Genomic DNA, 24,254 nt, shown 5'->3' on the forward strand with positions numbered 1-24,254 from the left:
GGATCCGCTGAAAGTGCCACGATAGCAGCGGTCCATCGGCCAGGTTTGCGCGCACGCAGGAAGGCTCAGGGGGTCCCTGCTACCGGGTCGTCGTGTCAGGGGAATTATGCGCTGCGGCGATCGAGCATGGCGCGCGCTATCGTGCCGGCATCGACATACTCGAGCTCGCCGCCGACGGGCACGCCGCGCGCCAGCCGGCTGACCTTCAGCCCGCGCGCCTTCAGCATTTCGCTGATGTAATGGGCGGTCGCTTCGCCCTCGTTGGTGAAGTTGGTTGCCAGCACCACTTCCTCGACCACGCCATCAGTGGCACGCCCGACCAGCTTGTCGAGGTGCAGGTCGCGCGGACCGATGCCGTCCAGCGGCGACAGCCGTCCCATCAGCACGAAGTACAGGCCCTTGAAGGTCAGGGTCTGCTCGATCATCATCTGGTCGGCGGGGGTTTCGACGATGCACAGCAGCGAACGGTCGCGCGCCTCGTCGGCGCACAGATCGCACACTTCGGTATCGGAAAAGGTATTGCACATGGCGCAGTGATGCACCGTGTCCACGGCCTGGTAGAGCGCCCGCGACAGCATGGCCGCGCCTTCGCGGTCATGCTGCAGCAGGTGGAAGGCCATGCGTTGCGCCGACTTCGGACCAATGCCGGGCAGGCGCCGCAGCGCCTCGGTGAGGAAGTCGAGCGATTTCGACATGGGAGCCTTTTCTTCGTGCTCAGAACGGCATCTTGAAGCCCGGCGGCAGCGGCATGCCGGCGGTCAGGCCGCTCATCTTCTCGGCGGAAGTGGCTTCGGCCTTGCGCACGGCGTCGTTGAACGCGGCCGCGACCAGGTCTTCCAGCATGTCGCGGTCATCGCCCAGCAGCGAAGGATCGATGGTGACGCGCTTGACGTCGTTCTTGCAGGTCATCACGACCTTGACCAGGCCTGCGCCCGACTGGCCTTCGACTTCGATCAGAGCCAGCTGCTCCTGCGCCTTCTTCATGTTGTCCTGCATGGCCTGCGCCTGTTTCATCAAGCCTGCGAGCTGGTTTTTCATCATGGTCGGTTTCTCCGGTAAGTATCAAATAGCTTGTTCAAATGGGTCAGGCTGCCGCCGGCTTCACCGAGCCGGGCACGACGAAGGCGTCGAAAGTGCGCTCCATCGCCTGCACGAAGGGATCGGCGGCGACCAGGGCTTCCGCCTGGCGCTGGCGCTCCTCGCGCGCGGCCTTGGCTTCGGCCGCGGCCGTGTACCAGACCGGGCCGATCTCGGTATCGAGGCTGACGCGCACCGCCGGGAAGCGCTCCTGCAGGGCGGCGGTCAGCTTCTCGCTGTTGCCGCTGGCGCGCAGCGTGTCGACCGGCACGCGCAGGCGGAAGGTCGCGGCCTGTTCGTGGGCGATGCATTCAATGAGCTCGGTCTGCAGGGCCAGCTGCTGGGCCACGCCGCGCAGCGGCAGGCCGGCGGCCAGCGCCGGCCAGTTGCCGTCCCAGCCGATGGCCGGCACCGGGGTGACGACGTAGGCATGCGGCGGCGCAGCCGGGGCCCGCGTCTGTGCGGGGGCCGGCGCAGTTACCACCGCCGGTGCATCGGCGGCGACGGCGGTGTCGTCGGAAAATTCGGTGACCCAGGAAGGCGGCTCGTCTTCCGCCTGAGCCTGCTGCATGCGCGCCTGGGGCTGCTGTGCCTGCATCTGCGGCGGCTGGACGGCTTGCGGCTGGGATTGCTCCCATGGCGGCGTGCCGCCGGCTGCCGGACGGCTTGCCGGCGCGCTCTGCAGCGCGGCCGCGGGACCCGGCGCCGGCGGCGGCGCGGCCGGTGCGGGCGCGGCGGCCGGTGCGGCCGGCGCCGGTGGGGGTGGGGCTTCGGGGCGCGGCTTGGCGCCGCCGCCATTCCGGCTGCCGGATGCGGCGCGGGCCGCTTCCAGCGCCGCATTGATCGCGGCGCGCGCCGAGGTCATGGCAGGGGCTGGCGCCGATGCTGCCGGGGCCGAGGGTGCCGGCGCTGCCTGGACCGGCGGCGGAGCAGCGGGCCTTGCAGGCGCCACTGCAGCATGGCTGGCCGCGGCCACCGCCGCCGCCCGTGCCGCCGGGGCCGCGCCCGGCGCAGCCGCCGCCGGCGCTGCCACCTGCTCGGCACCGCCCTGCCCCGGACGGAAGGCCAGCATGCGCAGCAGCGTCATGGTGAAGCCCGCGTATTCGTCCGGCGCCAGGCCGATCTCGTTGCGGCCGTGGACCGCGATCTGGTAATACAGCTGCACTTCCTGGGCGTCGAAGGCCTGGGCCAGGCGCAGGATGTCGTTCAGTTCCGGCAGGTCTTGCGGCACCGCCGCGGGCACCGACTGGGCCAGCGCGATCCGGTGCAGCAGGGTGCCGAGGTCTTGCAGCGCGCCGTTGTACGACAGGCTGCGGCTGGCCATTTCATCGGCCACCGCCATCAGGTCGGCGCCGTCCTGGGCCAGCAGCGCATCCAGCAGGCGCACCAGGTAGGACTGGTCGAGCGCGCCCAGCATGCCCTGCACCGCATCCAGGGTCACCTGGCCGGCGGCATAGGCGATCGCCTGGTCGGTCAGCGACAGCGCGTCGCGCATCGAGCCGTGCGCGCCTTGCGCCAGCAGGCGCAGGGCCGGCTGCTCGAAGCTCACGCCTTCCTGGCCGAGGATGTTCTCCAGGTGGCCGACGATGTGGCCCGGCGGCATCTGCTTGAGGTTGAACTGGAGGCAGCGCGACAGCACCGTGACCGGGATCTTCTGCGGGTCGGTGGTCGCCAGGATGAACTTGACGTGCGGCGGCGGTTCCTCGAGCGTCTTGAGCATCGCGTTGAACGCATGGTTGGTGAGCATGTGCACCTCGTCGATCATGTAGACCTTGAAGCGCGCATTGCTCGGCGCGTACACCGCCTGCTCCAGCAGCTGGGCCATCTCGTCGACGCCGCGGTTGGACGCCGCATCCATCTCGATGTAGTCCACGAAGCGGCCGGCATCGATCGCACGGCAGGCTTCGCACACGCCGCAGGGCTCGGCGGTAATGCCGCCCCGCCCGTCCGGGCCGACGCAGTTGAGCGACTTGGCCAGGATACGCGACAGCGTCGTCTTGCCGACCCCGCGCGTTCCCGTGAACAGGTAGGCGTGGTGCAGGCGGCCCGTTTTCAGCGCATGGGTCAGGGCACGGACGACGTGCTCCTGGCCGACCAGCGTTTCGAAGTTCTTGGGACGGTATTTGCGGGCGAGGACTTGATAGGACATGCCGGGATTTTACCGCAGTTGGCGACTGCCGCGAACATTCCATGGACTGCCCGGCAACAACAAGATTCCATCAGGCATGACAAGCGACACAGCGTTCGACAGCTGCGTTCAACAAGGAATGGATGGGTACAACAGGAAGAGAGAAGAAGGAGGCGAGCCTGATCTGCGGCACTTGCGGTGAACGGCTTTGGCTGCTTCGTTCCCGACCTGACCAGGTAAACCATGCCGCAATGCGCAGGGGCCCGCCAGCAGTCATTATACCTCACGGCGGGAAATAGGGGAACCTGAGCCGGTTCCCCTCGCAGCGCGCCGTGATCAGATGCCCAGCTGCCCCCAGATGTCGTCCACGCGCGCCTTCACTTCCGGCGTCATGGCGATCGGGACGCCCCACTCCCGGTTGGTCTCGCCCGGCCATTTATTGGTGGCGTCGATGCCCATCTTGCTGCCCAGGCCGCTGATCGGCGACGCGAAGTCGAGGTAGTCGATCGGGGTGTTGTCGACCATGACCGTGTCGCGGGTCGGGTCGACCCGGGTCGTGATGGCCCAGATGACTTCTTTCCAGTCGCGCACGTCGACGTCCTCGTCCACCACCACGATGAACTTGGTGTACATGAACTGGCGCAGGAAACTCCAGACCCCGAACATGACGCGCTTGGCATGGCCGGCGTACTGCTTCTTCATCTGCACCACCGCCATGCGGTAGCTGCAGCCTTCCGGCGGCAGGTAGAAATCGGTGATCTCGCTGAACTGCTTCTGCAGCAGCGGGATGAAGACTTCGTTCAGGGCCACGCCCAGCACCGCCGGCTCGTCGGGCGGCTTGCCGGTATAGGTCGAGTGATAGATGGGGTCGCGGCGCATCGTGATGCGGTCGATCGTGAACACCGGGAAGCTGTCCTGCTCATTGTAATAGCCGGTATGGTCGCCATAGGGGCCTTCCAGCGCGTGTTCGAAGCCGGACGGGTGGTTCGCGTCCGGGTAGATATGCCCTTCCAACACGATCTCGGCGGATGCCGGCACCCGCAGCTCGCTGCCGATGGCTTTCGTCAGCACGGTGCGCTGGCCGCGCAGCAGGCCGGCGAACTGGTATTCGGACAGGCTGTCCGGCACCGGCGTGACGGCGCCCAGGATGGTGGCCGGGTCGGCGCCCAGGGCCACCGCGACCGGATACGGCTTGCCGGGATTGGCCAGCGCGTGCTCGCGGAAATCGAGGGCGCCGCCGCGGTGCGCCAGCCAGCGCATGATCACCTTGTTCCGGCCCAGCACCTGCTGGCGGTAGATGCCCAGGTTCTGGCGTTTCTTGTGCGGGCCCTTGGTGATCACCAGGCCCCAGGTGATCAGGGGCGCGACGTCGCCCGGCCAGCAGTGCTGGATCGGCAGCCTGGCCAGGTCCACGTCCTGCCCTTCCCAGACGATTTCCTGGCAGGACGCGCCGCGCACTTCTTTCGGCGCCATGTCCCATACCGCCTTGACCAGCGAGCCCAGGCCCATGATGTCCTTGAAGCCCTTGGGCGGCTCAGGTTCCTTCAGGCGCGCCAGCACGTGGCCGATCTGGCGCAGTTCGCCCAGGTCGTCCGCGCCCATGCCGAGCGCCACCCGGCGCGGGGTGCCGAACAGGTTGCCGAGCACCGGGATCGTGTGGCCGGTCGGCTTCTCGAACAGCAGCGCGGGCCCTTCGGCGCGCAGGGTACGGTCGCAGATCTCCGTCATCTCGAGGTGGGGCGACACCGGTACGCCAACGTGTTTCAGCTCGCCCATTTTCTCGAGCTGGCCCATAAAGTCCCGCAAATCTGAATATTTCATCAAGTTTTGATCGTTATCTCGTCAGTAGAAGCTTGTTCAAGGCACCATGCCAAGTAGTTGATTTAGCAAGCCTTTCTAAAATTTCGGCTTGGCAATCAGACCTAAAAGTAATAAGAGCGGATCGTGCTAGGGTTGACTTGGTATAAAGGACCCACTAGAATCCGTCCTACTTGATGAGGCAGGCATTCGTTTCGACGTGATTCTATCTGTTCTCATGCATTCACGGGGTCGGGGCCCCATATGACATTTTAAGGAGTGTTTTCACTGGGCGTCTGCCCAACCCCCCGAGACAGTTGTTGAGCCACTGGTTCCACCCGCACGGGTTTGAAAGCAGCCAGCTGTAGCAAAGCAATGACGGCGTTAGTCGGCCGCACCGCGGCGACCTACGATATTTCTGATGCACGGCATTCAGTTACCCGACACAGCGCGTCTTCTTAGACAGCCGTGACAGGACACTTTTTGCCGCGACAAGGGGAATTCGATGATCCATCGTTTCATCACGAGCGCAAGGCTCGTGCAATCCATGGCCAGCCAGCCAGTCACGTTGTCTTCCGTGAGCAAAGCGGCACGCGGTATGTTCAACACCGCACGCAATACCCTGACCGTATTCGGTCTCTCGGCAGTCGCGATGCTCGCGCTGCTCTATACCAACGAAGACGTCGCCAAGCGCGTCTCGGACATGCTCCATCCCGAGCCTGAAGTCGTCGCCGTCGCCCCAGCCGCTCCGGCGCCGGCGCTCGCGGCCGTCGCCGAAGCAGCCGACACCGCAGCCGCGCCCCAGGCCGGCACCCAGCACCTCGGCAACAGCAAGCAGCAGCAATGGGTCACCTCCTGGCTGAGCAAGCGCTACCGCGTCGCCAGCGACGCCGCCAACATGCTGGTCTCGACCGCCTACATGACGGCGCACGAGGTCAAGCTCGACCCGCTCCTGATCCTGGCGGTGATGGCGATCGAATCGGGCCTGAACCCCTTCGCCGAAAGCCCGGTGGGCGCCAAGGGCCTGATGCAGGTCATGGCCAAGGTCCACCATGACAAGTTCGAAAAGGTCGGCGGCCAGGAAGCCGCCCTGAATCCGGTCGCCAACATCAAGGTCGGCGCCCTGATCCTGAAGGATTACGTCAAGCGCACCGGTTCCGTCGAAGGCGGCCTGAAGACCTATGTCGGCGCCGCCGACATGGAAAGCGATTCCGGTTATGGCGCCAAAGTGCTGGCCGAGTACAAGCGCCTGAAGCAGGTCGCCAAGGGCCACAAGGTCCCGACCACCAACCCGCGCCCGCTGCCGGAAACGGCCGTGGTCAAGCAAGCTCCCACAGCCGCCCCGGCCGACGCCCCTGTCGTCACCCCGGAGCCGGCCAAGGCCGAGAGCCACGGTTCGGAAGCGCTGGCAACCCTGTAAGGCGTCGCAACGAACGCCTGTTTCAGGCGCATGGGTGCGGCAGGATTCCGGCCTCCATCAGCGCACGCGACAGGCTGGTTTTGTTGGCGACGTCCAGCTTGCGGTAGGCACTGCTGAGCTGATTGCGTACCGTGCTCGGTGACAGCCCCAACTGCTTGGCAATCTCCTTGTATTGCAGCCCCCGGGCCGCCAGCGTGGCGCTGCGCAGTTCGGCCGGCGTGAGCGTCGATGCCGCCGACACACGCCGCGCTACCGACAGATTGAGCACGCTGCCTTCAACCCGGGCGCGTATGGCGAGCCGCCGGCCCAGGTAGCTCTGCGTACGATCCGAGCGCAAGGCGGCGACCAGTTCGTCGGGCAGCAGCGGCGGCGACCATTGCGGCCACTCTTCCTGCAACAGGCTGATGGCGTCGTAGTGCGCAAAATACACCTTCCCGCTCAGGTCGCTGATCACGCTTGTCGCAGGCGCCTGTGCAGAATGCGCCGTCAGCCGCTCGTTGACCTGGCGCGCCTGGATAAGGTGCGGCAGCATCAGGTCGGCCAGCGCGACCGCATCGTCGCTGAAGCGGGCACGCCGGGACGCGCGCCAGAACGAAATCGCGGTAACCCGCCCCGAGACCTTGCGATCCGAGACGAAGGTCAGCGAATGGGCCGTCTCGAACTTGCGGCAATAGGCAAGCACGGCACGATCCTGCGTGCTGCGCGCGATGTCGGTTGCCACGCTGTTTCCGCGCCTGCCGAAGCTTGCCCTCAATGCCGGATCACGGGTCGTGACCCGTCCGTCGGACGAGATGATTTCCTCGCCCAGCATGCTCTGGCGCTCGGCAAGCCGTTCGGCCGGCACATTGTGCAAGTAGGCGCCGATCGGGATGAGCCGGTCGCCGAAGATTCCCAGGTCGCCAATCAGGGCCGCATCGAATGACAGGGTGCGCTTGATCTCCTTGATCATTTCTTCTTTGCACTCGACCTGCCCTGTGTGCTGGGCAATCTCGTACAGGCTCAGGATCAAGCTGGCATGCTGGTTCATCGCAAATAACAAGAAGCAAATCTTGCACGGTGATTAAAAGTCACCATGCTAGGCCCATGTTGAAAAAGATGCAATTCATGGCGCATGCCTTAGTACATTCGTTCCATGGATTAGTAGATTGGTAACACAGGATAATTCATGCATACCCTTCATCCAGGAATAGCCATGAATCTGTCCCGCTTCTCTTTCCCCCTGCTTGCCATGTTGGCCCTGAGCGCCTGCGGCGGCCCCGAAGCGCCCCAGGGCGTCGGCATGCAATCCGGCAGGTCGCTCGCGACCACCACCGCCGCGACCGGTGTGACGACCTTCAACGGAAAGCGCGCGAATTACACCCTCGCCAAGACCGCGGACGGCGTCAGCGTTACCGACCTGGTCGGACAGGAAGGCGTGGTGAACCTGGTCGCGCCCAAGCGCCTGCTGTTCACCGACATCGCCATCGCTTTCGATATCGATGGCACGGCGGGAAAGGCTTACCGGATCTACCAGGCGGCGTTCAACCGGACGCCTGACTACGAAGGCCTCGGCTACTGGATCGACCAGATGGACAAGGGCATGTCGCTCGACGCCGTCGCCGCGGGTTTCGTCGGCTCGCAGGAGTTTGCCGCGCTGTACGGCGCCCGTCCCAGCAATGCGGACATGGTCGGGAAGTTCTACCAGAACGTGCTGCATCGCGCGCCCGACCAGGCAGGCTACGATTATTGGGTAAGCGTGCTGGACAAGGGACAGGCGAGTCCGCCGAGCGTCCTGGCCTCCTTCGGCGAAAGCCCGGAAAACAAGGCCCTGCTCGCACCCAGCATCGGCAGCGGCTTCTACTACACCGTCTACAAGCCGCCGGTCCCGCTTCCGGCCTTGAGCGTCGCCATCCTGGCGGCCTGCCCCGATGCCAATGCGGTCCAGTCCGGGGAGTTTTACCAGTGCATGGTGGGGACGATCAAGGGCAAGACCACGTTCGGCAATACCGAATGCACGCTGAGCATCGCCGCGGACGGCAAGATCAGCCTGGCGGCGGGCACGAGTACCAGGACGCTGCAGTCGCCCTACCGCTTCCCGGTCTATTCGAAGGTCTCGGCCGGCGCCTCCGACAGCTTCTTCATGGCGATCGACACCCATGATGCCGCCATGGCCCACTTCGATTTCAAGGCGACCTCCCCGAAATATGCGGCGCTGTCCTCGGCCCTCACGCCCGGCATCGAAGCGGGTATCGACGGCCTGAGCTGCAAATTCCCCCTCTGATCGCGGACGGCAACGATGAAAAAATACCTGTTCCCTGCCCTTCTCGCCTTTGTCGGACTCAATACCCTGGGCTCATTTTCCTCGGCCACCTCCAAGCTGTTCGGCTTCGGCCTGCTGGCATGGGCCGCATGGCTGCTGATCAAGGCGATAAAGGGTCCCGGCAAGCCGACAGCGGACAACTCCCTGAGGGAGCGCCTGTCGGGTTTTCATTACAATCATTTCCATGAGAAATCCGGCATCGCCCTCGACTCGTCCAGGCAGGAGGTCCACCTGATCTCCAACGGCGAATACAAGGTGTATCCATTCGCGCACATTCGCTCATGGGAAACCAATATCGCCACCGGCGGCATGATCAGGTCCTCGCCTTCGGTCACCGCGGGGATGGTGGCGGTGGCCGAGAATCTGCGGCAGCAGCGTGAAAACCGCGCGAATACCGGCCTCTTTATCCAGGTCAGGGATGTGGACCACCCCAAATGGCATATCGAGTTCCCTGTCAAGGATGTCCAGCGCCAGTTGGAAAGGTGGATGGAAATCCTGCGCCAGGAAGTGAACGAAGCGGCGTAAGCGGCGCCAGCAGCAAAAAAAAGCCACCGGGCAGCGCCACGGTGGCTTTCTCTATTTATATTAGAGCGATGAGGCTTAGCGGCGCGCGTCGGCTCCCACTTCGTCCGGGCGCAGGGTCGAGGCCAGCTTGTCCAGCACGCCGTTGACGTACTTGTGGCCGTCGATGCCGCCGAAGGACTTGGTCAGCTCGACCGCTTCGTTGATGACGACGCGGTAAGGGATTTCCGGGTGGTTCTTCAGCTCGTAGGCGCCCAGCAGCAGGACGCCGTGCTCGATCGGCGACAGCTCGGCCACGCTGCGGTCGATCAGCGGCGCGATGGCTTCGCGCAGCTCGACCGAGGTGGCGATGGCGCCGTTCAGCAGTTCGCTGAAGAACTCGGCGTCGGCCTTCTCGAAGCCGTGCGCGCCGCGGATGTTGGTGACGACCGTGCGGGCCGGCTCATTGTTCAGCAGCCATTGGTACAGGCCCTGCAGCGCGAACTCGCGCGCGCGGTGGCGCGGCGTGCGGTTCTTGCTCGGGTTGGCGTGCGTGGTCTTCTCAGTCATGTGCTTCCCTTCCTTATTCTTCTTCAGCCTGCAGCTCTTCCAGCGCGAACAGCAGGTTCGACATCTCGACCGCGACGCGCGCCGCGTCGGCGCCCTTCTCGGCCATGCGGGCTTCGGCCTGCTCGTCGTTCTCGGTGGTGAGGATTGCGTTGGCGATCGGCATGCCGTAGTCCAGGCCGATACGGGTGATGCCGGCGCCCGACTCGTTCGACACCAGCTCGAAGTGGTAGGTCTCGCCGCGGATCACCGCGCCCAGCGCGATCAGCGCGTCGAACTGCTGGGTCTCGGCCATTTTCTGCAGCGCCAGCGGCACTTCCAGCGCACCCGGCACCGTGATGTGGAGGATGTCCTCGTCGGCGACGCCCATGCGCTTCAGTTCGGCCAGGCAGGACGACAGCAGGCCGTGGCCGATGTCGGCGTTGAACCGTGCCTGCACGATGCCGATGCGCAGGCCATCGCCCGCCAGATTGCTTTCAAAAGTTCCTACCGTCATGGCTGACCTCTTCTTCTCGAATGTGTATATATATTAGTGGGTATTGGTCGGTGGCCGCGCGCCGTCAGGCGTTCGGCTGCGGCAGGTAGCCGGTGACTTCCAGGTCGAAGCCGGTCATCGAGGGCATCTTGCGCGGATTTGCCAGCAGCTGCATCTTGCCGACGCCGAGGTTGCGCAGGATCTGGGCGCCGATGCCGTAGGTGCGCAGGTCCATCGAAGCCGCGCGGGCGCTGCGCGGGCCGCTGTCGCGCGGGGCGAACTGGGCGAACAGCTGGTCGGCGGTTTCGCCGCAGTTCAGCAGCACGATGGCGCCGCTCTCGCCCTTCTTCACCGCCTTCATGGCAGAGGCCAGGTCCCAGGAGTGGGTCGAGGCGCAATCGCCCAGCACGTCGAGGATCGAGACCGGCTGGTGCACGCGCACCAGGGCTTCCTTGTCGCGCGACAGCTCGCCGTGCACCAGGGCCAGGTGGGCCGCGCCGCTCGGCTTGTCGCGGTAGGCGACCAGCTTGAAATCGCCATGCGGCGTGGTCAGCGGGCGCTCGGCCACGCGCTCGACCAGGCTTTCGTTCTGGCTGCGGTAATGGATCAGGTCGGCGATGGTGCCGATCTTCAGCTTGTGTTCCTGCGCGAATTCGATCAGGTCCGGCAGGCGCGCCATGGTGCCGTCTTCCTTGATGATCTCGCAGATCACCGAGGCCGGGGTCAGGCCGGCCATCTCGGTCAGGTCGCAGCCGGCTTCGGTATGGCCGGCGCGCATCAGGACGCCGCCCTTCTGGGCGCGCAGCGGGAAGATATGGCCCGGCTGGACCAGGTCGTCCGGCGTCGTGCCCTTGTTCACGGCCACCTGGATGGTGCGCGCGCGGTCGGCGGCGGAAATGCCGGTGGTCACGCCCTCGGCCGCTTCGATCGACACGGTGAAGTTGGTGCCGAAGGAGGTGCCGTTCTTCGACGTCATCATCGGCAGCGCCAGTTCGTCGCAGCGCTCTTCGGTCAGGGTCAGGCACACCAGGCCGCGCGCGTGGCGGATCATGAAGTTGATCGCTTCCGGAGTGACGAAGTCGGCGGCCAGCACCAGATCGCCCTCGTTCTCGCGGTCTTCTTCATCGACCAGGATGACCATGCGCCCTGCGCGCAGTTCGGCAACGATTTCTTCGGTGCTGGAGATAGACATACGGATTTCCTTGAAACGGCGGTGTTTGCGTAATCCGCTATTTTAAAGGATTTACTGTCTTTCAACCGAAGCAAAGCAAGACCCGCTCCATCACAGCGCTGCGCATTCGTCAACACTTGTTGCTGAAGAGCAACATGCAACAATTCGCGTACATTTGTGCACATGGAATTGTTAAGCTCAGATTCTTGCACGCAACAAGCTGGCATGCCCACGCATGACTCGATTATGATGATGACATCGCGGCCTGGGGTGTCGCCGGGAACTTTCCCTCGCGACGCTCGGCCATTTCCTGGAGTTGACATGACGGTCATTCCGCACGCCTTCAGTCACTGTCCGCTTTCCCCGGAAAGGCGGCACTGAATGGCTACGATCCTGATCGTCGACGACCGCCCCAGCAATCGCGCCTTCCTGAATGCCTTGCTCGGCTTTACCGGCCACAGCCTGCTGGAGGCCGAGGACGGGGCCCAGGCGCTGGCGCTGGCGCGCGCCCGGCGCCCCGACCTGATCATCACCGACATCCTGATGCCGGTCATGGACGGCTACGAGCTGGTCCAGCAGCTGCGCCACGATGCCGACCTGCGCAGCATCCGCGTGATCTTCTTTTCCGCCGTCTACGCCGAAAACGAGACCAAGGCGATGGCGGCGCGCTGCGGCGTCGCCACCGTACTGCCCAAGCCGGCCGACCCGCAACAGATCCTCGACGCCATCGGCGCCGAACTGGGCGTACTCGAGGGCGAGCCACCGCTGCCGGTGCCGCAGCTGGCGCCGGAAAGCGAGCGCGCCCTGCCCTTCGACCTCGGCGCCCGCCTGGCCGAACTGGAACGCATGTGCCTGGCCCTGATCGGCGAGCGCCGCGTCGAGACCCTGGCCGCCTCCTTCCTGGATGCCGCGCGGCGCGTCCTGCATGCCGACTGCGCCGCGCTGTGCCTGCTCGACCGCGACGAGCGCAACGTGCGCCACCTGGACACCTGGTCGCTCGATCCCAGCCTGCTGGCGGCGCACGCCCTCGATGAAGGGCACTTGCCCGGCATGCTGCTGCGCGCCCGCGCGCCGCTGCGCATGGCGGAAGGCGATCCCATGCTCGGCAGCATGCCGTCCTGCCATCCGGCCATGGGCAGCTTCCTCGGCCTGCAGGTACACGACCTGCAGCATCCGCACGGCTGGCTGTACTGCGCACGCCGCCCCGGCGCCCCCGCCTTCACCGAAGAAGAGGAACGCTGGGCCACCGCGCTGGCCGCCCAGCTGGCGGTGGCCTACGAAAACCTGAACCTGTACGACGTGGTCCAGCGCCACGCCGCCCAGCTGCAGCTGGAGGCGCTGGCGCGCGCCGACGCCGACAAGGCGCTGCGCGAGAGCCAGCACCGGCTCGAACTGAACCGCCAGGTGTTCGACAGCACCCAGGAAGGCATCATGATGACCGATGCCCATGCCAACATCGTCGCCGTCAACCCGGCCTTCGAGCAGATCACCGGCTACCGCGAGGCCGAAGTGATCGGGCAGAACCCGCGCATCCTGCGCTCGGGCCGGCACGATGAGGCCTTCTATGGGAGCATGTGGAACTGCCTGGAAAGCGATGGCCAGTGGCGCGGCGAAATCTGGAACCGCCGCAAGAACGGTGAAATCTATCCCGAACGCCTCAGCATCAGCGCCGTGCGCGACGAATCCGGCAAGCTGACCGCCTACGTTTCGGTCTCGACCGACCTGTCGGCCCTCAAGGCCGCGCACCACCAGCTCGACTTCCTGTCCAACCACGACGCGCTCACGCTGCTGCCGAACCGTTCGCTGTTCAACGACCGCCTGCAGCAGGCGATGGCCTCCGCGCGCCTGGGCGACGGCCAGCTCGCCCTGCTCCTGTTCAATGTCGACCGCCTCTCGCGCATCAACGACAGCCTCGGCCACGCCGCGGGCGACGCGGTGCTGCGCGAGGTGGCGCGCCGGGTCGGCGAGATCGCCGGCCCGACCAACACCCTGGCACGCCTGTCCGGCGACGAATTCGTCCTGCTGCTCACCAATTGCAAGGACACCGACGACATCATCCTGGCCGCGCGCCGCCTGATCGACGCCATCGCCCAGCCGCACCAGGTGGGCGGGCACGACGTGGTGGTTACCGGCAGCGTCGGCATCAGCATCTTCCCGCGCGACGGCAATGCGCCCGGCGACCTGCTCAAGGCCGCCGATGCCGCGCTGACCGACATGAAGGGCGCGGGACGCAACGGCTTCCGCTTCTTCAAGGGCGAAATGAATGCCCAGGCGCTGCGCTGGCTGGCGCTGGAGACGCGCCTGCGGCGCGCCATCGAGCGCGAGGAGCTGGCCCTGCACTACCAGCCGCAGGTGTCGCGCATCGACGGCAGCGTGGTCGGCATGGAAGCGCTGCTGCGCTGGCGCAGCGACGAGATCGGCGTGGTACCGCCGGGCGACTTCATCCCACTGGCCGAGGACACCGGCCTGATCCACCCGATCGGCGAGTGGGTGATCCGCCAGGCCTGCTTCCAGAACAAGGCCTGGCAAAACGCCGGCCTGCCGCCGGTGCGGGTGGCCGTCAACGTCTCGGCCAGCCAGTTCAAGGCCGGCTCGGTGAGCGGCATCGTGCGCCAGGCCCTGGCCGACAGCGGCCTCGCGCCGCGCTACCTGGAGGTGGAGCTGACCGAGAGCGTGATGCTGGGCGACAGCGCCGCCGCCGAGGGGCAGATGGCCGAGCTGCGCGCCATGGGCGTGTCGCTGTCGCTGGACGACTTCGGCACCGGCTATGCCTCGCTCGGCTACCTGTCGCGCTTCCCGCTCGACAAGCTCAAGATCGACCAGACTTTTGTGCGCAACATCACCACCGAGCAGCGCAGCGCCGCCATCGCCCAGGCCACCATCGCGCTGGCCCAGGGCCTGTCGCTGTCGGTCGTGGCCGAGGGCGTGGAGACGGTCGGCCAGCGCGACTTCCTGGGCCTGATCGGCTGCGACGTGATGCAGGGCTATCTGTACAGCCGCCCGGTGCCGGCCCAGGAAATGGCGCAGCTGCTTGCCAAGGGGCGTGTCGCGGTTTGACATACATACACGACAGCGCAACAGTATCTACCGCCATGCGCGGTAGAATGCCTGCTCGTCCTTAGAATCGGATCCCAGATGAGCAACAATTTCGTGCGCGGCCTGTGCCTGGCCGCGCTGCTGTGCGCGCAATCGCTGGCCGGCAGCGCCAGCGCCGCGCCGCGCGACGCGGCACCGTTGCGCCTGGACGCGCCGATTCCGATCGGCCCGCAAGTCAAGGTGGGCAAGCTGGCCAACGGCCTCACCTACTACATCCAGCGCAATGCCCGTCCCGAGCGCAAGCTCGAACTGCGTCTCGTGGTCAAGGCCGGCTCCATCCTCGAGGACGAGGACCAGCGCGGCCTGGCCCACTTCGTCGAGCACATGGCCTTCAACGGCTCGACCAACTTCCGCAAGCACGAGCTGGTGTCCTACCTGCAGACGATCGGCGTCGGCTACGGCGCCGACCTGAACGCCTATACGTCCTTCGACGAAACCGTCTACATCCTGCCGATCCCGACCGACAAGCAGGAACACGTGGCCAAGGCCTTCCAGGTACTCGAAGACTGGGCCCACGGCCTGCGCTTCGACCCGGAAGACATCGACAAGGAGCGCGGCATCGTGCTCGAAGAGCTGCGCCTCGGCAAAGGCGCCTCGGACCGCATGGGCAAGCAGATCATGCCGGCGATCTTCAATGGCTCGCGCTACGCCGAGCGCCTGCCGATCGGCACCGAAGACGTGCTGCGCAACTTCAAGCCCGAAGCCCTGACGCGCTTTTACCGCGACTGGTACCGCCCCGACCTGATGGCGGTCGTGGTGGTCGGCGACATCGACCCGGCGCGCGCCGAAAAGCTCGTAAAGGCGCATTTCGCGCATCTCAAGAACCCGAAGCCGGCGCGTCCCCGCCCCTATGCCGAGATCCCGGCGCGCCAGGCCACCGAGGCACTGGTGGTCACCGACCAGGAAGCGACCGGCAATGCGGTGCTGATCCGCTACCCGGTCCAGCCTGTGGTCGAGGCGGGCACCATCCGCGCCTACCGCGACGACCTGGTGCAGGCCATGTTTTCCGCCATGCTCAACCAGCGCCTGGGGGAGCTGTCCCAGTTGCCGGAGCCGCCCTTCATGGGCGCCAGCAGCTCGCTCGGCAAGCTGACCCCGCGCTATCGTTCCTACAACGCCTCGGCCGCGCTGGGTCCGCGCGGCGCCGAGGCGGCGCTCACCGCCCTGGTCGAAGAAAACGAGCGCGCCCGCCGCCACGGCTTCAGCGCCGCGGAACTCGAGCGCGTCAAGAAAAGCCTGATGCGCGACTACGAGCAGGCCTGGAACGAGCGCGCCAAGAGCGACTCGGGCACCTATGCCGCCGAATACATCCGCAACTTCCTGCAGCAGGAAGCGATTCCCGGCATCGACACCGAATACCGCTACGTGAAGCAGCTGGTGCCCGGCATCACGCTCGATGAACTCAACGCCTATGCGCGCCGCACCATCCCGCTGGAGTCCGGCAAGCTGGTGCTGTACACCGGCGTGACCCGCCCCGAGACGCCGCAGGGCGCCCAGCTGCTGGCGGCGGTGGCGGCGGCCCAGCGCGCCGAGCTGCGCCCGCACGACGAGAAAGCCGTCGCGGCGCGCCTGATGGAGCGCCCGCCGACACCCGGCCGTATCGTCGCCGAGTCGCATGACAAGGCGCTCGGCCTGACCCACCTGGTGCTGTCGAACGGCGTCAAGGTGATCCTGAAACCGACCGACTTCCGCAACGACCAGGTCATGATGAGCGCGGCCCGCTTCGGCGGCCAGAGCCTGTTCAGCGACCAGGACATCCTGAACGCGCGTTTCGCGAATGCGATCGTGGCCAGCATGGGCGTGAAGGACTTCAGCCCGCTCGACATGCGCAAGATCCTGGCCGGCAAGGCGGCGCAGGTGAACGTCGGCCTGGCCAACTACACCGACGTGGTGGTGGGCGCCTCGGGCGCGACCGACATCGAGACCATGCTGCAGCTCACCTGGCTGAAGTTCCACGGCGTGCGGCGCGACGAAGACCTGTTCCGCTCCTACGTCGGCAAACAGGCCGAGCAGGCCCGCAACCAGACCGCCCAGCCCGGTGCACGCTTCGGCGACGCGGTGATGGCGGCGCTGTACAACAACCACCCGCGGGCGCCGCGCACGCTCAAGGCCGAAGAGTACGAGCAGATCGACCTCGACCGCAGCATCGACATCTTCCGCCAGCGCTTCTCCAGCGCCCGCGACCTGACTTTCATCCTGGTCGGCAGTTTCGATACGGCCGCGATCAAGCCGCTGCTGGCGGCCTACCTCGGCAGCCTGCCCACGCCCGAGCTCACCGTGGCTTTCCGCGACGTCGGCCTGCGTCCGGCGACGGGGGTGGTCAAGCGCGAGGTGCGCAGCGGTTCTGAGCCGAAGAGCACGATCTCGCTGACCTTCACCGGCCAGGCCGAGTTCACCGAAGCCGAGCAGCTGCGCCTGTCGGCCCTGCTCGAAGTGGTAAACCTGCGCATCATCGACGTGCTGCGCGAGAAGATGGCGCTGATCTACGGCGGCGGCGCCTCCGGCGTGCTCAGCAAGATCCCCTACGGGAACTACTCCATCGGCGTGACCCTGCCGACCGGGCCGGAACACGTGGACAAGGTGATCGCCGCGACCTTTGCCGAAATCAAGAAGCTGCAGCTCGAGGGGCCGGAAGCGGCCGACCTGGAGAAAGTGAAGAGCAACTGGATCCAGAATCACCGCCGCTCGCTGCGCGAGAACGGTTACTGGCTGGGGCATCTGCAGACGGCGCTCAGTGAAGGGACCGATCCGGGAGCGATCCTGCAAGTCGAGAAGCAGGTGCAGGCGCTGTCGGCGGAAGATATCCGTATTGCGGCGCGGCGCTACTTCAATGAGCAGAATTACGTGCAGGTAGTGTTGAATCCGGAGAAGGCACAGGCGGTGGAGACGGTGGCGGTGTCCAGCGCCAAGACCGCGGTACCGGGCGGTTGAATGCCATGTGGTCGGCAATGCCGACCGCCGTATGAATCACCCTTTTGCGGACAGCATGCGCTCCACGTAGCGCGCAATCAGGTCGATCTCCAGGTTGACCTTCGATCCGGCTTTCAGGTGCTTCAGCGTGGTCACCTCGATCGTGTGCGGAATCAGGTTGATCGAGAAGCGGCACAGCTTGTCCCCATCCCCAGCGATGTCTTCCACGCGGTTCACCGTCAGCGACACGCCGTTGACGACCACCGACCCTTTATAGGCCAGGAACTTCGCCAGTTCCCAGGGCGCGTCGATGACCAGTTCGCGCGATTCGCCGACCGGCTCGAAGCTGTGCACCACGCCCAGCCCGTCCACGTGGCCGGACACCAGGTGGCCGCCCAGGCGCTCGGCCAGGGTCAATGCCTTTTCCAGGTTGACTTCGCCGGTGGCTTCCAGCCCCACGGTCTTGTTCAGGCTTTCGCGCGAGACGTCCACGGTGAAGGCCTTGTCGGTCTTGGCCACGACGGTCATGCAGGCGCCGTTGATGGCGATCGAGTCGCCCAGCGCGACGTCGGCCAGCGCCAGCGGGCCGGCGTCGACTTCCAGGCGCACGCCCGCGAACGAGCCACCCTCCAGGGGGGTGACCGAGGTGATGTTGCCGACGGCGGCGACGATTCCAGTAAACATAGGAGCTTATTCCTCAGTGTTGGTGTCAGGTTGGATGAAGCGGGCCAGGATGCGGATGTCGTCGCCGACCCGGGCCAGGTCGTGGAAGCGCAGCCGGCGCTTGTCGGCCAGGCGCGCCAGCGGCGGCAGTTCGAACATGCCCTGCCCCGGCCCGATCAGGTTCGGCGCCAGGTAGACCAGCAGCTCGTCGACGCAGTCTTCGCGCACCAGCGAGGCATTCAGTTTCGACCCGGCTTCCACGTGCACTTCGTTGATCTCGCGGCGCCCGAGTTCGCGCAGCAGGGCCGGCAGGTCGACCTTGCCCTGCGCATTCGGCAGCACCAGGACTTCATGGCCGGCCGCGCGCAGCGCCGCCGCCTTCTCGGGCAGCTCGACGGCGGCCACGACCCAGCACGGCTCGCCCTGCAGGATGCGCGCCGAGAATGGAATCTCGAGCCGGCTGTCGACGATCACGCGGCGCGGCTGCATGGGCGTGTCGATGCCGCGTACGTTCAGTTGCGGGTCGTCGGCCTTGACCGTGCCGATGCCGGTCAGGATCACCTGCGCGCGGGCGCGCCAGGCATGGCCGTCGGCGCGCGCCTCGGGCCCGGTGATCCACTGGCTCTCGCCGCCGGCCAGTGCGGTGGCGCCGTCCAGGCTGGCCGCGAGCTTCAGGCGCACCCAGGGCAGGCCGCGCCGCATGCGCGAGAAGAAGCCGATGTTGAGTTCATGGGCCTGGTCGGCCAGCACGCCCGAGGTCACCGCGATGCCGGCCGCCTCCAGCTGGGCCAGGCCGCGCCCGGCGACCAGCGGATTGGGGTCGGTCATGGCCGCCACCACGCGCCCGAGGCCGGCCTGCACCAGCGCGTCCGAGCAGGGCGGCGTGCGCCCGTAATGGCTGCACGGCTCCAGCGTGACGTAGGCGGTGGCGCCGCGTACGTCCTTGCCGCGTGCCTGGGCGTCGCGCAGGGCCTGGATCTCGGCATGCGCCTGCCCGGCAGGCTGGGTGTGGCCGGCGCCGATGACGACGCCGTCGCGCACGATCACGCAGCCGATCCGGGGATTCGGCGCGGTGATGAACATGCCTTTCGCGGCCCAGGCGAGTGCCAGCGCCATGCCGTGGGTATCGTTGAGGATCTGTGCCGTGTCGTGTGCCAAAGTCTTCTGTTCCGCTGTCCAGTTCAGGGCGGCGCTTCACTGCCCTCGCAGCCCGCGTCGCGCGCCGGATTGCACAGCCGTACGCGCCCGAGCATATTGATTTTAATACGGCGGGTCTGTCCGCCGTGGAACAGCGACAGGGTGCCGAGCCGCGCTGCGGCGCTGCTGGTGTCGCTGCAGCTGCGTCCGGCGCCATTGTAGGCGATGTACTGGGGCGGCGCTGAGCTGGTGAAGGAAAAGCCGATCCGCATGCCTTGCGGCAAGGGCCCGTGGATGGCCAGCAGCTCGTCAGGCGCGCCCGGCTGGCGGTCGCCGTCGCGGTCGATGAACACCGTCCAGCCCTGCGTCCAGTCGGCGCCGAGCGGGTCGCGCGGCATCAGCTTGACTTTTTCCTGGCGGGCAATGGCTTGCGCCCGCGCATGCAGGATGGCGTCGCGCAGCTCGCCGGCGGCGGCTTTCAGCTGCTGGGCGCGCACGAGCGCACCCAGGTCTGGCGCAGCGACGGCAAACAGCACGGCGGCAACGGCGAGCACCACGGCTAGTTCCGCCAGCGTGGCGCCCCTGGGCGGGCTGCGCCTCATGGCCAGCAGCGCGGCGCCGCCCCGCTCGCGCCCTGCGCCCCGCTGCTGGCAAGGCTCAGGACGCCGCAGTCGGGATCGCTGAAACCGGTGTCGACGTTCGCGGTGCCCGGCCGGGCGCGCAGTTCGATGCACTGGCTGATGAGCTGTCCCGCGCAGGCACGCCCGTCGAGCTCGTACGCGCTGTCGCCCGGCTGCGCCCCGATCCACCAGCGGAACTGGCGGCTGTCGGCATCCGTGGACGCCGCGGAGAAGGCGGCATAGGTGTGGTGCAGCGCGCGGTACTGTTCCTGCTTCTGCATGGTATCGACCAGCGCCAGCTGCGCCTGGACACGCCGGCTCTTGACCACATGGCGGGAGTAGTTCGGGTAGGCGAAGGCCGTCAGGATCGAGACGATCGCCAGCACGACCAGCAGCTCGACCAGTGTGAATCCGCGCTGTGTCCTCATCTTCCCTCCCGCCAATTGCCGATTTCGCGCCAGCCGACGCGGATGCCGGGCCCGCCCGGTGTACCAGCAGCGGGCAGCTTCAGGTAGTAGGCCTGCAGCGCCACCTGGGTCGTCGCCGCACTGCCGAAGCCGAGCGCGCTCACCCGGTACAGCAGCGATCCGGATGCGGACGGCATGCGCTCGATGAGGTAGCGCGGCGCCTGGGCCGCCAGTCCGCCCTCGCCTGCCGGGATATGGGCGCCCGTGAAGCTGCCGAGGACGACCGCCGGCCCGGCCTCGTCCGCCAGCGCGGCGAAGATGGTGCCGGCATCCGGCGCGTATTCGCACAGGCCCTCATAGGGGGCGCCGCCGCGACAGCCGTCCGCGAATGCCGCCACCGCCCCGTTCGCCAAGGCGGCAGCGCGCGCCGACCCGGGGTCGCTCCCGCCTTCGATGTCGTGTTCGGCGTCCGCCAGCGCGGCCATCGCGCCCTGCAATGCCAGCATGCGGTCGCGCTCATGCCCGGCCGCCCGCGCACCGCTGATCGCCGTGCGCGCCGCGGCAATGCTGGTCATCAGGACGGCCAGCATCAACAGCAGCGCCGTCAGCAGCGCGACGCCACGCTCCTCCTTCCGCTGCCTGGAACGCCGGGTGGATGCCATCATGCCGCCCTCAGCGCATGCGCACCGGCAGCGCGATCGTGGTGCCGAATACCTTGCGGTAGCGCGGCGCGGCGCCGGCGGACAGGGCTGCCTCCCGCAGGCGCGTGCCGGCATCGTCCGCACCGGCCAGCTCGCCGTAGCCGCGCCCGAACAACGCGTAGACGGCATCGCCCGCCGTCCCGATCCGGCTGACTGGACCATGCAGCAAGAGCGCCACCCGTACGCTCACGATCTTCTTCCAGTGGGTGCGCCGGCGCAGGTCCGCCGCGCGCTCGGCGGCAGTCGCGCCGGCGAGCGCGAGCCCGGCGTCCAGTCCGGCCAGGGCGCTGGCGTTGACGTAACGCTCCGGCGCCCCGTCGGCATCCGCGTCGAGTCCGTACAGCACCTGGAAGCTGTCGACCGCGCCGACCACCGCGTCCGCCGACCACGCGCCGGCGCCCCGGTACTTGCAGCGCAGCTCGGCATCGCCCTGGGCGTTGCGGGCGACGTAGAAGATGCTCCAGCCTTCCTCGTCGCGGTGCACGCTGAAGCCGGCGCAATCGAGGCTGGTGCCGTCGCCATTCGGCGCCGCGCCCGTGCCCGGGAAACGGACGGCCAGCACGTCGCTGCCGTTCACCACATCGGCGGCAGCGGCGGATGCGTTGTCGATGCCGAAGGCGGTCCGGTGCACGCTGCTGGCATCGAGCCCGGCCAGGCGCGCCGGCGCAGCGGGATCCGGTCCGGTACTGGCGCCTTCCCAGTCGGCTGCCGCCGCCTGCCGCACCGCCCTGGCGATCGCTTCCAGGGCATAGCGTCCGGCGTCGTCCATCGCGGCCGTCTCCAGCTGGGCGGCAAAGGCCCGGTTGGCCCAGATGAACAGGCCGGCCGCGCCGAGCAGCACGCCCAGGCCGACCGTCATGGCGACCAGCAGCTCGACCAGCGACATGCCTCGTTGGAAAATCATCGGATCACCGCCACGTAGCCGGGCGCATCGCCCGTGCCCTGCCAGCCCAGCTTGACGACCGGCAGCGCGCGGGCGTTGCCGTCGCAGCTCCAGCGAAAGCGGCGGGTGGCGCTGTCCCAGGGCGAGCCGTCGCGGCACACGGCGATGCGGCCGCGCGGGAAGTGGGCGTGCAGCGCCTGGCGGATGTCATGCAGGTCGGACTCGGCGAGCTGGGCCGGGGTGCAAGCGGCGGCGCCGTAGCAGCTGCCGCCGCCCTCCGGCGGGCCGCCGGCCGCGTCATAGCCGAAGGCGAGGTAGGGATTGGTGCCGTCGGGCAGGCCGGCCACCGCAGGATTGACCTGCATGCGCGCCGCCAGCGAGGCCGCCAGCTGCGCCGCTTCGGACAGCAGCGCCGACTGCTGGCGCGTGCGTTCGGCCGTCAGCTGGGTCGCCCCGGCGCCGACGATGCCGATGGCCAGCACGAACAGCGCGACCAGCACCTCGGCCAGCGTGAATCCCCCCATTCTTGCCCCCACATGCCCTCCCGGTCGACTGCGAGCTGCGAAGTTATCAGGCGAGCGCCGGCCAGCCCTGAGCTGGCGCAATCGTGTCAGGGGAACTGCTGAGAGTGCGGTTTACTTGCGAGGGTGGCCGACTTCGGCCAGCGCTTCCTGGAACTCGGCCAGGTCTTCGAAATTCTTGTAGACCGAGGCGAAGCGGATGTAGGCGATCTTGTCGAGCCGCTTGAGTTCGTGCATCACCAGCTCGCCGACGTAGCCGGTGTCGACCTCGCGGCGGCCGCTGGTCAGGAGCTTTTCTTCGATGGTGGCGACCGCGGTGTCGATGGCCTCGGCGGCGACCGGGCGCTTGCGCAGCGCCAGCATCAGGCTGCCGCGCAGCTTGTTGGACGAGAACTCGGTGCGGCTGCCGTTCTTCTTGACGATGATCGGCATCGACAGCTCGATGCGCTCGTAGGTGGTGAAGCGCTTGTCGCACTTCGCGCAGCGCCGGCGCCGGCGGATGGCGTCCCCTTCCTCGGACACGCGGGTGTCGAGGACCTGGGTATCTTCATGCTGGCAGAACGGACATTTCATGGGCGCCGGATGCTACTGAAAATGGGCCGCTTCAGAAGCGGCCCCAGGTTGCCTTACTTCGCGTAGACCGGATACTTGTCGGTCAGCTGCTTCACTTCCGCCTTGACGCGCTCGATGGTCGCGGCGTCGTGCGGATTGTCCAGCACGTCGGCGATCAGGTGGCCCACCTTGACCGCGTCTTCTTCCTTGAAGCCGCGGGTGGTGAAGGCCGGGCTGCCGAGGCGGATGCCCGAGGTGACGAAAGGCTTCTGCGGGTCGTTCGGGATACCGTTCTTGTTGCAGGTCATGTGTGCCTGGCCCAGGATCGCTTCCGCTTCCTTGCCGGTCAGGCCTTTCGAACGCAGGTCGACCAGCATCACGTGCGACTCGGTACGGCCCGAGACGATGCGCAGGCCGCGCTCGGTCAGGGTGTTGGCCAGGGCGGCGGCGTTCTTGACCACCTGCTTCTGGTATTCCTTGAATTCCGGCGACAGCGCTTCCTTGAAGGCCACGGCCTTGCCGGCGATGACGTGCATCAGCGGACCGCCCTGGATGCCCGGGAAGATCGCGGAATTGATCTGCTTCTCGAACTCGGCCTTCATCAGGATGATGCCACCGCGCGGGCCGCGCAGCGACTTGTGCGTGGTCGAGGTGACGAAGTCGGCATGCGGCACCGGGTTCGGGTATTCGCCCGCGGCGATCAGGCCGGCGTAGTGGGCCATGTCGACCATGAAGTAGGCGCCGACTTCCTTGGCGATGCGGGCGAAGCGCTCGAAGTCGATGCGCAGCGCGAAGGCGGAGGCGCCGGCGATGATCATCTTCGGCTTGTGCTCGCGCGCCAGGCGTTCCATGGCCTCGTAATCGATGTCTTCCTGCTCGGTCAGGCCGTAGGACACGACGTTGAACCATTTGCCCGACATGTTCAGCGCCATGCCGTGGGTCAGGTGACCGCCTTCGGCCAGCGACATGCCCATGATGGTGTCGCCAGGCTTGAGCATGGCGAAGAACACGCCCTGGTTGGCCTGCGAGCCCGAGTTCGGCTGCACGTTGGCGGCTTCAGCGCCGAACAGTTGCTTCAGGCGGTCGATCGCCAGCTGCTCGGCGACGTCGACGTATTCGCAACCGCCGTAGTAGCGCTTGCCCGGATAGCCTTCGGCGTACTTGTTGGTCAGCTGCGAGCCCTGCGCTTCCATCACGGCCGGCGAGGTGTAGTTCTCGGATGCGATCAGTTCGATGTGGTCTTGCTGGCGAACGTTTTCTTTTTGGATGGCATCCCACAGTTCCGGGTCGATATTGGAAAGCGTATGATCTTTGGCAAACATGTAAAAC

At 66.7% G+C, this 24,254-nt stretch carries 22 protein-coding genes and 1 other RNA gene; 5 read left to right on the plus strand and 18 right to left on the minus strand.

All coding sequences use genetic code 11. The annotated features are described in order from the left end of the window. Window positions 1-104: 104 nt before the first annotated feature. The 5 genes from recR to ubiD all read right to left on the minus strand — a co-directional run bounded on the left by recR (window position 105) and on the right by ubiD (window position 5,026). Complete coding sequence (recR, locus tag ACSQ25_RS16820; protein ID WP_436106818.1) at window positions 105-695, minus strand: recombination mediator RecR; 591 nt, start codon at window positions 693-695, stop codon at window positions 105-107. Window positions 696-714: 19 nt separating this feature from the next. After that, window positions 715-1,041, minus strand: a complete 327-nt coding sequence (locus ACSQ25_RS16825; RefSeq protein WP_436106819.1) for a YbaB/EbfC family nucleoid-associated protein — start codon at window positions 1,039-1,041, stop codon at window positions 715-717. Window positions 1,042-1,084: 43 nt separating this feature from the next. Continuing rightward, window positions 1,085-3,226, minus strand: coding sequence for a DNA polymerase III subunit gamma/tau (locus ACSQ25_RS16830; RefSeq protein WP_436106820.1), 2,142 nt, complete (start codon window positions 3,224-3,226; stop codon window positions 1,085-1,087). Window positions 3,227-3,374: 148 nt separating this feature from the next. Next, window positions 3,375-3,473, minus strand: an RNA gene (gene ffs, locus ACSQ25_RS16835) — signal recognition particle sRNA small type. Between the two features lie 68 nt (window positions 3,474-3,541). Next, entirely contained in the window at window positions 3,542-5,026 is a 1,485-nt protein-coding gene (gene ubiD / locus ACSQ25_RS16840; protein ID WP_436106821.1) for a 4-hydroxy-3-polyprenylbenzoate decarboxylase, read from the minus strand. Window positions 5,027-5,600: 574 nt separating this feature from the next. Here ubiD and ACSQ25_RS16845 point away from each other — a divergent pair. Continuing rightward, on the plus strand, window positions 5,601-6,422 hold the full coding sequence (locus ACSQ25_RS16845) for a transglycosylase SLT domain-containing protein (protein ID WP_436106822.1): 822 nt from the start codon (window positions 5,601-5,603) through the stop codon (window positions 6,420-6,422). 22 nt (window positions 6,423-6,444) lie between these two features. Here ACSQ25_RS16845 and ACSQ25_RS16850 read toward each other — a convergent pair whose 3' ends face one another. Beyond that, the gene (locus tag ACSQ25_RS16850) at window positions 6,445-7,431 is read right to left on the minus strand and encodes a response regulator transcription factor (RefSeq protein WP_436106823.1); all 987 of its coding nucleotides are present in this window, start codon (window positions 7,429-7,431) and stop codon (window positions 6,445-6,447) included. Between the two features lie 183 nt (window positions 7,432-7,614). Here ACSQ25_RS16850 and ACSQ25_RS16855 point away from each other — a divergent pair, with 183 nt between their 5' ends. Beyond that, window positions 7,615-8,682 carry a DUF4214 domain-containing protein gene (locus ACSQ25_RS16855; protein ID WP_436106824.1) on the plus strand — a complete coding sequence of 356 codons (1,068 nt, stop codon included), beginning with the start codon at window positions 7,615-7,617 and terminating at the stop codon, window positions 8,680-8,682. 15 nt (window positions 8,683-8,697) lie between these two features. Then, complete coding sequence (locus ACSQ25_RS16860; protein ID WP_436106825.1) at window positions 8,698-9,246, plus strand: DUF4755 domain-containing protein; 549 nt, start codon at window positions 8,698-8,700, stop codon at window positions 9,244-9,246. Window positions 9,247-9,321: 75 nt separating this feature from the next. Here ACSQ25_RS16860 and nusB read toward each other — a convergent pair whose 3' ends face one another. The 3 genes from nusB to ribBA form a co-directional block, all read right to left on the minus strand. Beyond that, window positions 9,322-9,792 carry a transcription antitermination factor NusB gene (nusB, locus tag ACSQ25_RS16865; RefSeq protein WP_436106826.1) on the minus strand — a complete coding sequence of 157 codons (471 nt, stop codon included), beginning with the start codon at window positions 9,790-9,792 and terminating at the stop codon, window positions 9,322-9,324. A gap of 13 nt (window positions 9,793-9,805) precedes the next feature. Continuing rightward, entirely contained in the window at window positions 9,806-10,285 is a 480-nt protein-coding gene (ribH, locus tag ACSQ25_RS16870; protein ID WP_436106827.1) for a 6,7-dimethyl-8-ribityllumazine synthase, read from the minus strand. A gap of 64 nt (window positions 10,286-10,349) precedes the next feature. Next, complete coding sequence (gene ribBA, locus ACSQ25_RS16875) at window positions 10,350-11,456, minus strand: bifunctional 3,4-dihydroxy-2-butanone-4-phosphate synthase/GTP cyclohydrolase II (RefSeq protein ID WP_436106828.1); 1,107 nt, start codon at window positions 11,454-11,456, stop codon at window positions 10,350-10,352. Window positions 11,457-11,816: 360 nt separating this feature from the next. Here ribBA and ACSQ25_RS16880 point away from each other — a divergent pair, with 360 nt between their 5' ends. Both ACSQ25_RS16880 and ACSQ25_RS16885 read left to right on the plus strand, forming a co-directional pair. Further along, entirely contained in the window at window positions 11,817-14,492 is a 2,676-nt protein-coding gene (locus ACSQ25_RS16880; protein WP_436106829.1) for a two-component system response regulator, read from the plus strand. A 78-nt stretch (window positions 14,493-14,570) separates the two neighbouring features. Beyond that, window positions 14,571-17,462, plus strand: coding sequence for a M16 family metallopeptidase (locus ACSQ25_RS16885; RefSeq protein ID WP_436106830.1), 2,892 nt, complete (start codon window positions 14,571-14,573; stop codon window positions 17,460-17,462). Window positions 17,463-17,498: 36 nt separating this feature from the next. On the opposite strand, the gene ACSQ25_RS16890 is transcribed toward ACSQ25_RS16885, so the two are convergent. From ACSQ25_RS16890 to glyA, 9 genes are all read right to left on the minus strand, one after another. Continuing rightward, window positions 17,499-18,125, minus strand: a complete 627-nt coding sequence (locus ACSQ25_RS16890; protein WP_436106831.1) for a riboflavin synthase — start codon at window positions 18,123-18,125, stop codon at window positions 17,499-17,501. Between the two features lie 6 nt (window positions 18,126-18,131). Further along, window positions 18,132-19,220, minus strand: a complete 1,089-nt coding sequence (gene ribD / locus ACSQ25_RS16895) for a bifunctional diaminohydroxyphosphoribosylaminopyrimidine deaminase/5-amino-6-(5-phosphoribosylamino)uracil reductase RibD (protein WP_436108093.1) — start codon at window positions 19,218-19,220, stop codon at window positions 18,132-18,134. Between the two features lie 65 nt (window positions 19,221-19,285). After that, window positions 19,286-19,843, minus strand: a complete 558-nt coding sequence (locus ACSQ25_RS16900; RefSeq protein ID WP_436106832.1) for a GspH/FimT family protein — start codon at window positions 19,841-19,843, stop codon at window positions 19,286-19,288. Continuing rightward, window positions 19,840-20,289: a type IV pilin protein gene (locus ACSQ25_RS16905; RefSeq protein WP_436106833.1), complete on the minus strand. Its 450-nt coding sequence runs from the start codon at window positions 20,287-20,289 to the stop codon at window positions 19,840-19,842. The genes ACSQ25_RS16900 and ACSQ25_RS16905 overlap by 4 nt, the downstream gene beginning before the upstream one ends. Continuing rightward, window positions 20,286-20,843: a pilus assembly PilX family protein gene (locus ACSQ25_RS16910; protein WP_436106834.1), complete on the minus strand. Its 558-nt coding sequence runs from the start codon at window positions 20,841-20,843 to the stop codon at window positions 20,286-20,288. Before ACSQ25_RS16910 ends, ACSQ25_RS16905 begins: the two co-directional genes overlap by 4 nt. Before the next feature lie 97 nt (window positions 20,844-20,940). Next, window positions 20,941-21,873 (minus strand): PilW family protein, encoded by a 933-nt coding sequence (locus ACSQ25_RS16915; protein ID WP_436106835.1) that lies wholly within the window; start codon window positions 21,871-21,873, stop codon window positions 20,941-20,943. Continuing rightward, on the minus strand, window positions 21,870-22,376 hold the full coding sequence (pilV, locus tag ACSQ25_RS16920) for a type IV pilus modification protein PilV (protein WP_436106836.1): 507 nt from the start codon (window positions 22,374-22,376) through the stop codon (window positions 21,870-21,872). The genes ACSQ25_RS16915 and pilV overlap by 4 nt, the downstream gene beginning before the upstream one ends. A 111-nt stretch (window positions 22,377-22,487) precedes the next feature. After that, window positions 22,488-22,946: a transcriptional regulator NrdR gene (nrdR, locus tag ACSQ25_RS16925; protein WP_436106837.1), complete on the minus strand. Its 459-nt coding sequence runs from the start codon at window positions 22,944-22,946 to the stop codon at window positions 22,488-22,490. Between the two features lie 53 nt (window positions 22,947-22,999). Then, window positions 23,000-24,247, minus strand: a complete 1,248-nt coding sequence (gene glyA, locus ACSQ25_RS16930) for a serine hydroxymethyltransferase (RefSeq protein ID WP_436106838.1) — start codon at window positions 24,245-24,247, stop codon at window positions 23,000-23,002. Window positions 24,248-24,254 lie beyond the last annotated feature (7 nt).

The organism is Massilia sp. LjRoot122, assembly GCF_964252725.1.
GTDB lineage: Bacteria > Pseudomonadota > Gammaproteobacteria > Burkholderiales > Burkholderiaceae_D > Telluria.

Bases quoted from the DNA above. Each gene is read 5' to 3' on its own strand.
- recR (WP_436106818.1), bottom strand. From the start codon at position 695: ATGTCGAAATCGCTCGACTTCCTCACCGAGGCGCTGCGGCGCCTGCCC.
- ACSQ25_RS16825 (WP_436106819.1), bottom strand. From the start codon at position 1,041: ATGATGAAAAACCAGCTCGCAGGCTTGATGAAACAGGCGCAGGCCATG.
- ACSQ25_RS16830 (WP_436106820.1), bottom strand. From the start codon at position 3,226: ATGTCCTATCAAGTCCTCGCCCGCAAATACCGTCCCAAGAACTTCGAA.
- ubiD (WP_436106821.1), bottom strand. From the start codon at position 5,026: ATGAAATATTCAGATTTGCGGGACTTTATGGGCCAGCTCGAGAAAATG.
- ACSQ25_RS16845 (WP_436106822.1), top strand. From the start codon at position 5,601: ATGTTCAACACCGCACGCAATACCCTGACCGTATTCGGTCTCTCGGCA.
- ACSQ25_RS16855 (WP_436106824.1), top strand. From the start codon at position 7,615: ATGAATCTGTCCCGCTTCTCTTTCCCCCTGCTTGCCATGTTGGCCCTG.
- ACSQ25_RS16860 (WP_436106825.1), top strand. From the start codon at position 8,698: ATGAAAAAATACCTGTTCCCTGCCCTTCTCGCCTTTGTCGGACTCAAT.
- nusB (WP_436106826.1), bottom strand. From the start codon at position 9,792: ATGACTGAGAAGACCACGCACGCCAACCCGAGCAAGAACCGCACGCCG.
- ribH (WP_436106827.1), bottom strand. From the start codon at position 10,285: ATGACGGTAGGAACTTTTGAAAGCAATCTGGCGGGCGATGGCCTGCGC.
- ribBA (WP_436106828.1), bottom strand. From the start codon at position 11,456: ATGTCTATCTCCAGCACCGAAGAAATCGTTGCCGAACTGCGCGCAGGG.
- ACSQ25_RS16880 (WP_436106829.1), top strand. From the start codon at position 11,817: ATGGCTACGATCCTGATCGTCGACGACCGCCCCAGCAATCGCGCCTTC.
- ACSQ25_RS16885 (WP_436106830.1), top strand. From the start codon at position 14,571: ATGAGCAACAATTTCGTGCGCGGCCTGTGCCTGGCCGCGCTGCTGTGC.
- ACSQ25_RS16890 (WP_436106831.1), bottom strand. From the start codon at position 18,125: ATGTTTACTGGAATCGTCGCCGCCGTCGGCAACATCACCTCGGTCACC.
- ribD (WP_436108093.1), bottom strand. From the start codon at position 19,220: ATGGCGCTGGCACTCGCCTGGGCCGCGAAAGGCATGTTCATCACCGCG.
- ACSQ25_RS16900 (WP_436106832.1), bottom strand. From the start codon at position 19,843: ATGAGGCGCAGCCCGCCCAGGGGCGCCACGCTGGCGGAACTAGCCGTG.
- ACSQ25_RS16905 (WP_436106833.1), bottom strand. From the start codon at position 20,289: ATGAGGACACAGCGCGGATTCACACTGGTCGAGCTGCTGGTCGTGCTG.
- ACSQ25_RS16910 (WP_436106834.1), bottom strand. From the start codon at position 20,843: ATGACCAGCATTGCCGCGGCGCGCACGGCGATCAGCGGTGCGCGGGCG.
- ACSQ25_RS16915 (WP_436106835.1), bottom strand. From the start codon at position 21,873: ATGATTTTCCAACGAGGCATGTCGCTGGTCGAGCTGCTGGTCGCCATG.
- pilV (WP_436106836.1), bottom strand. From the start codon at position 22,376: ATGGGGGGATTCACGCTGGCCGAGGTGCTGGTCGCGCTGTTCGTGCTG.
- nrdR (WP_436106837.1), bottom strand. From the start codon at position 22,946: ATGAAATGTCCGTTCTGCCAGCATGAAGATACCCAGGTCCTCGACACC.
- glyA (WP_436106838.1), bottom strand. From the start codon at position 24,247: ATGTTTGCCAAAGATCATACGCTTTCCAATATCGACCCGGAACTGTGG.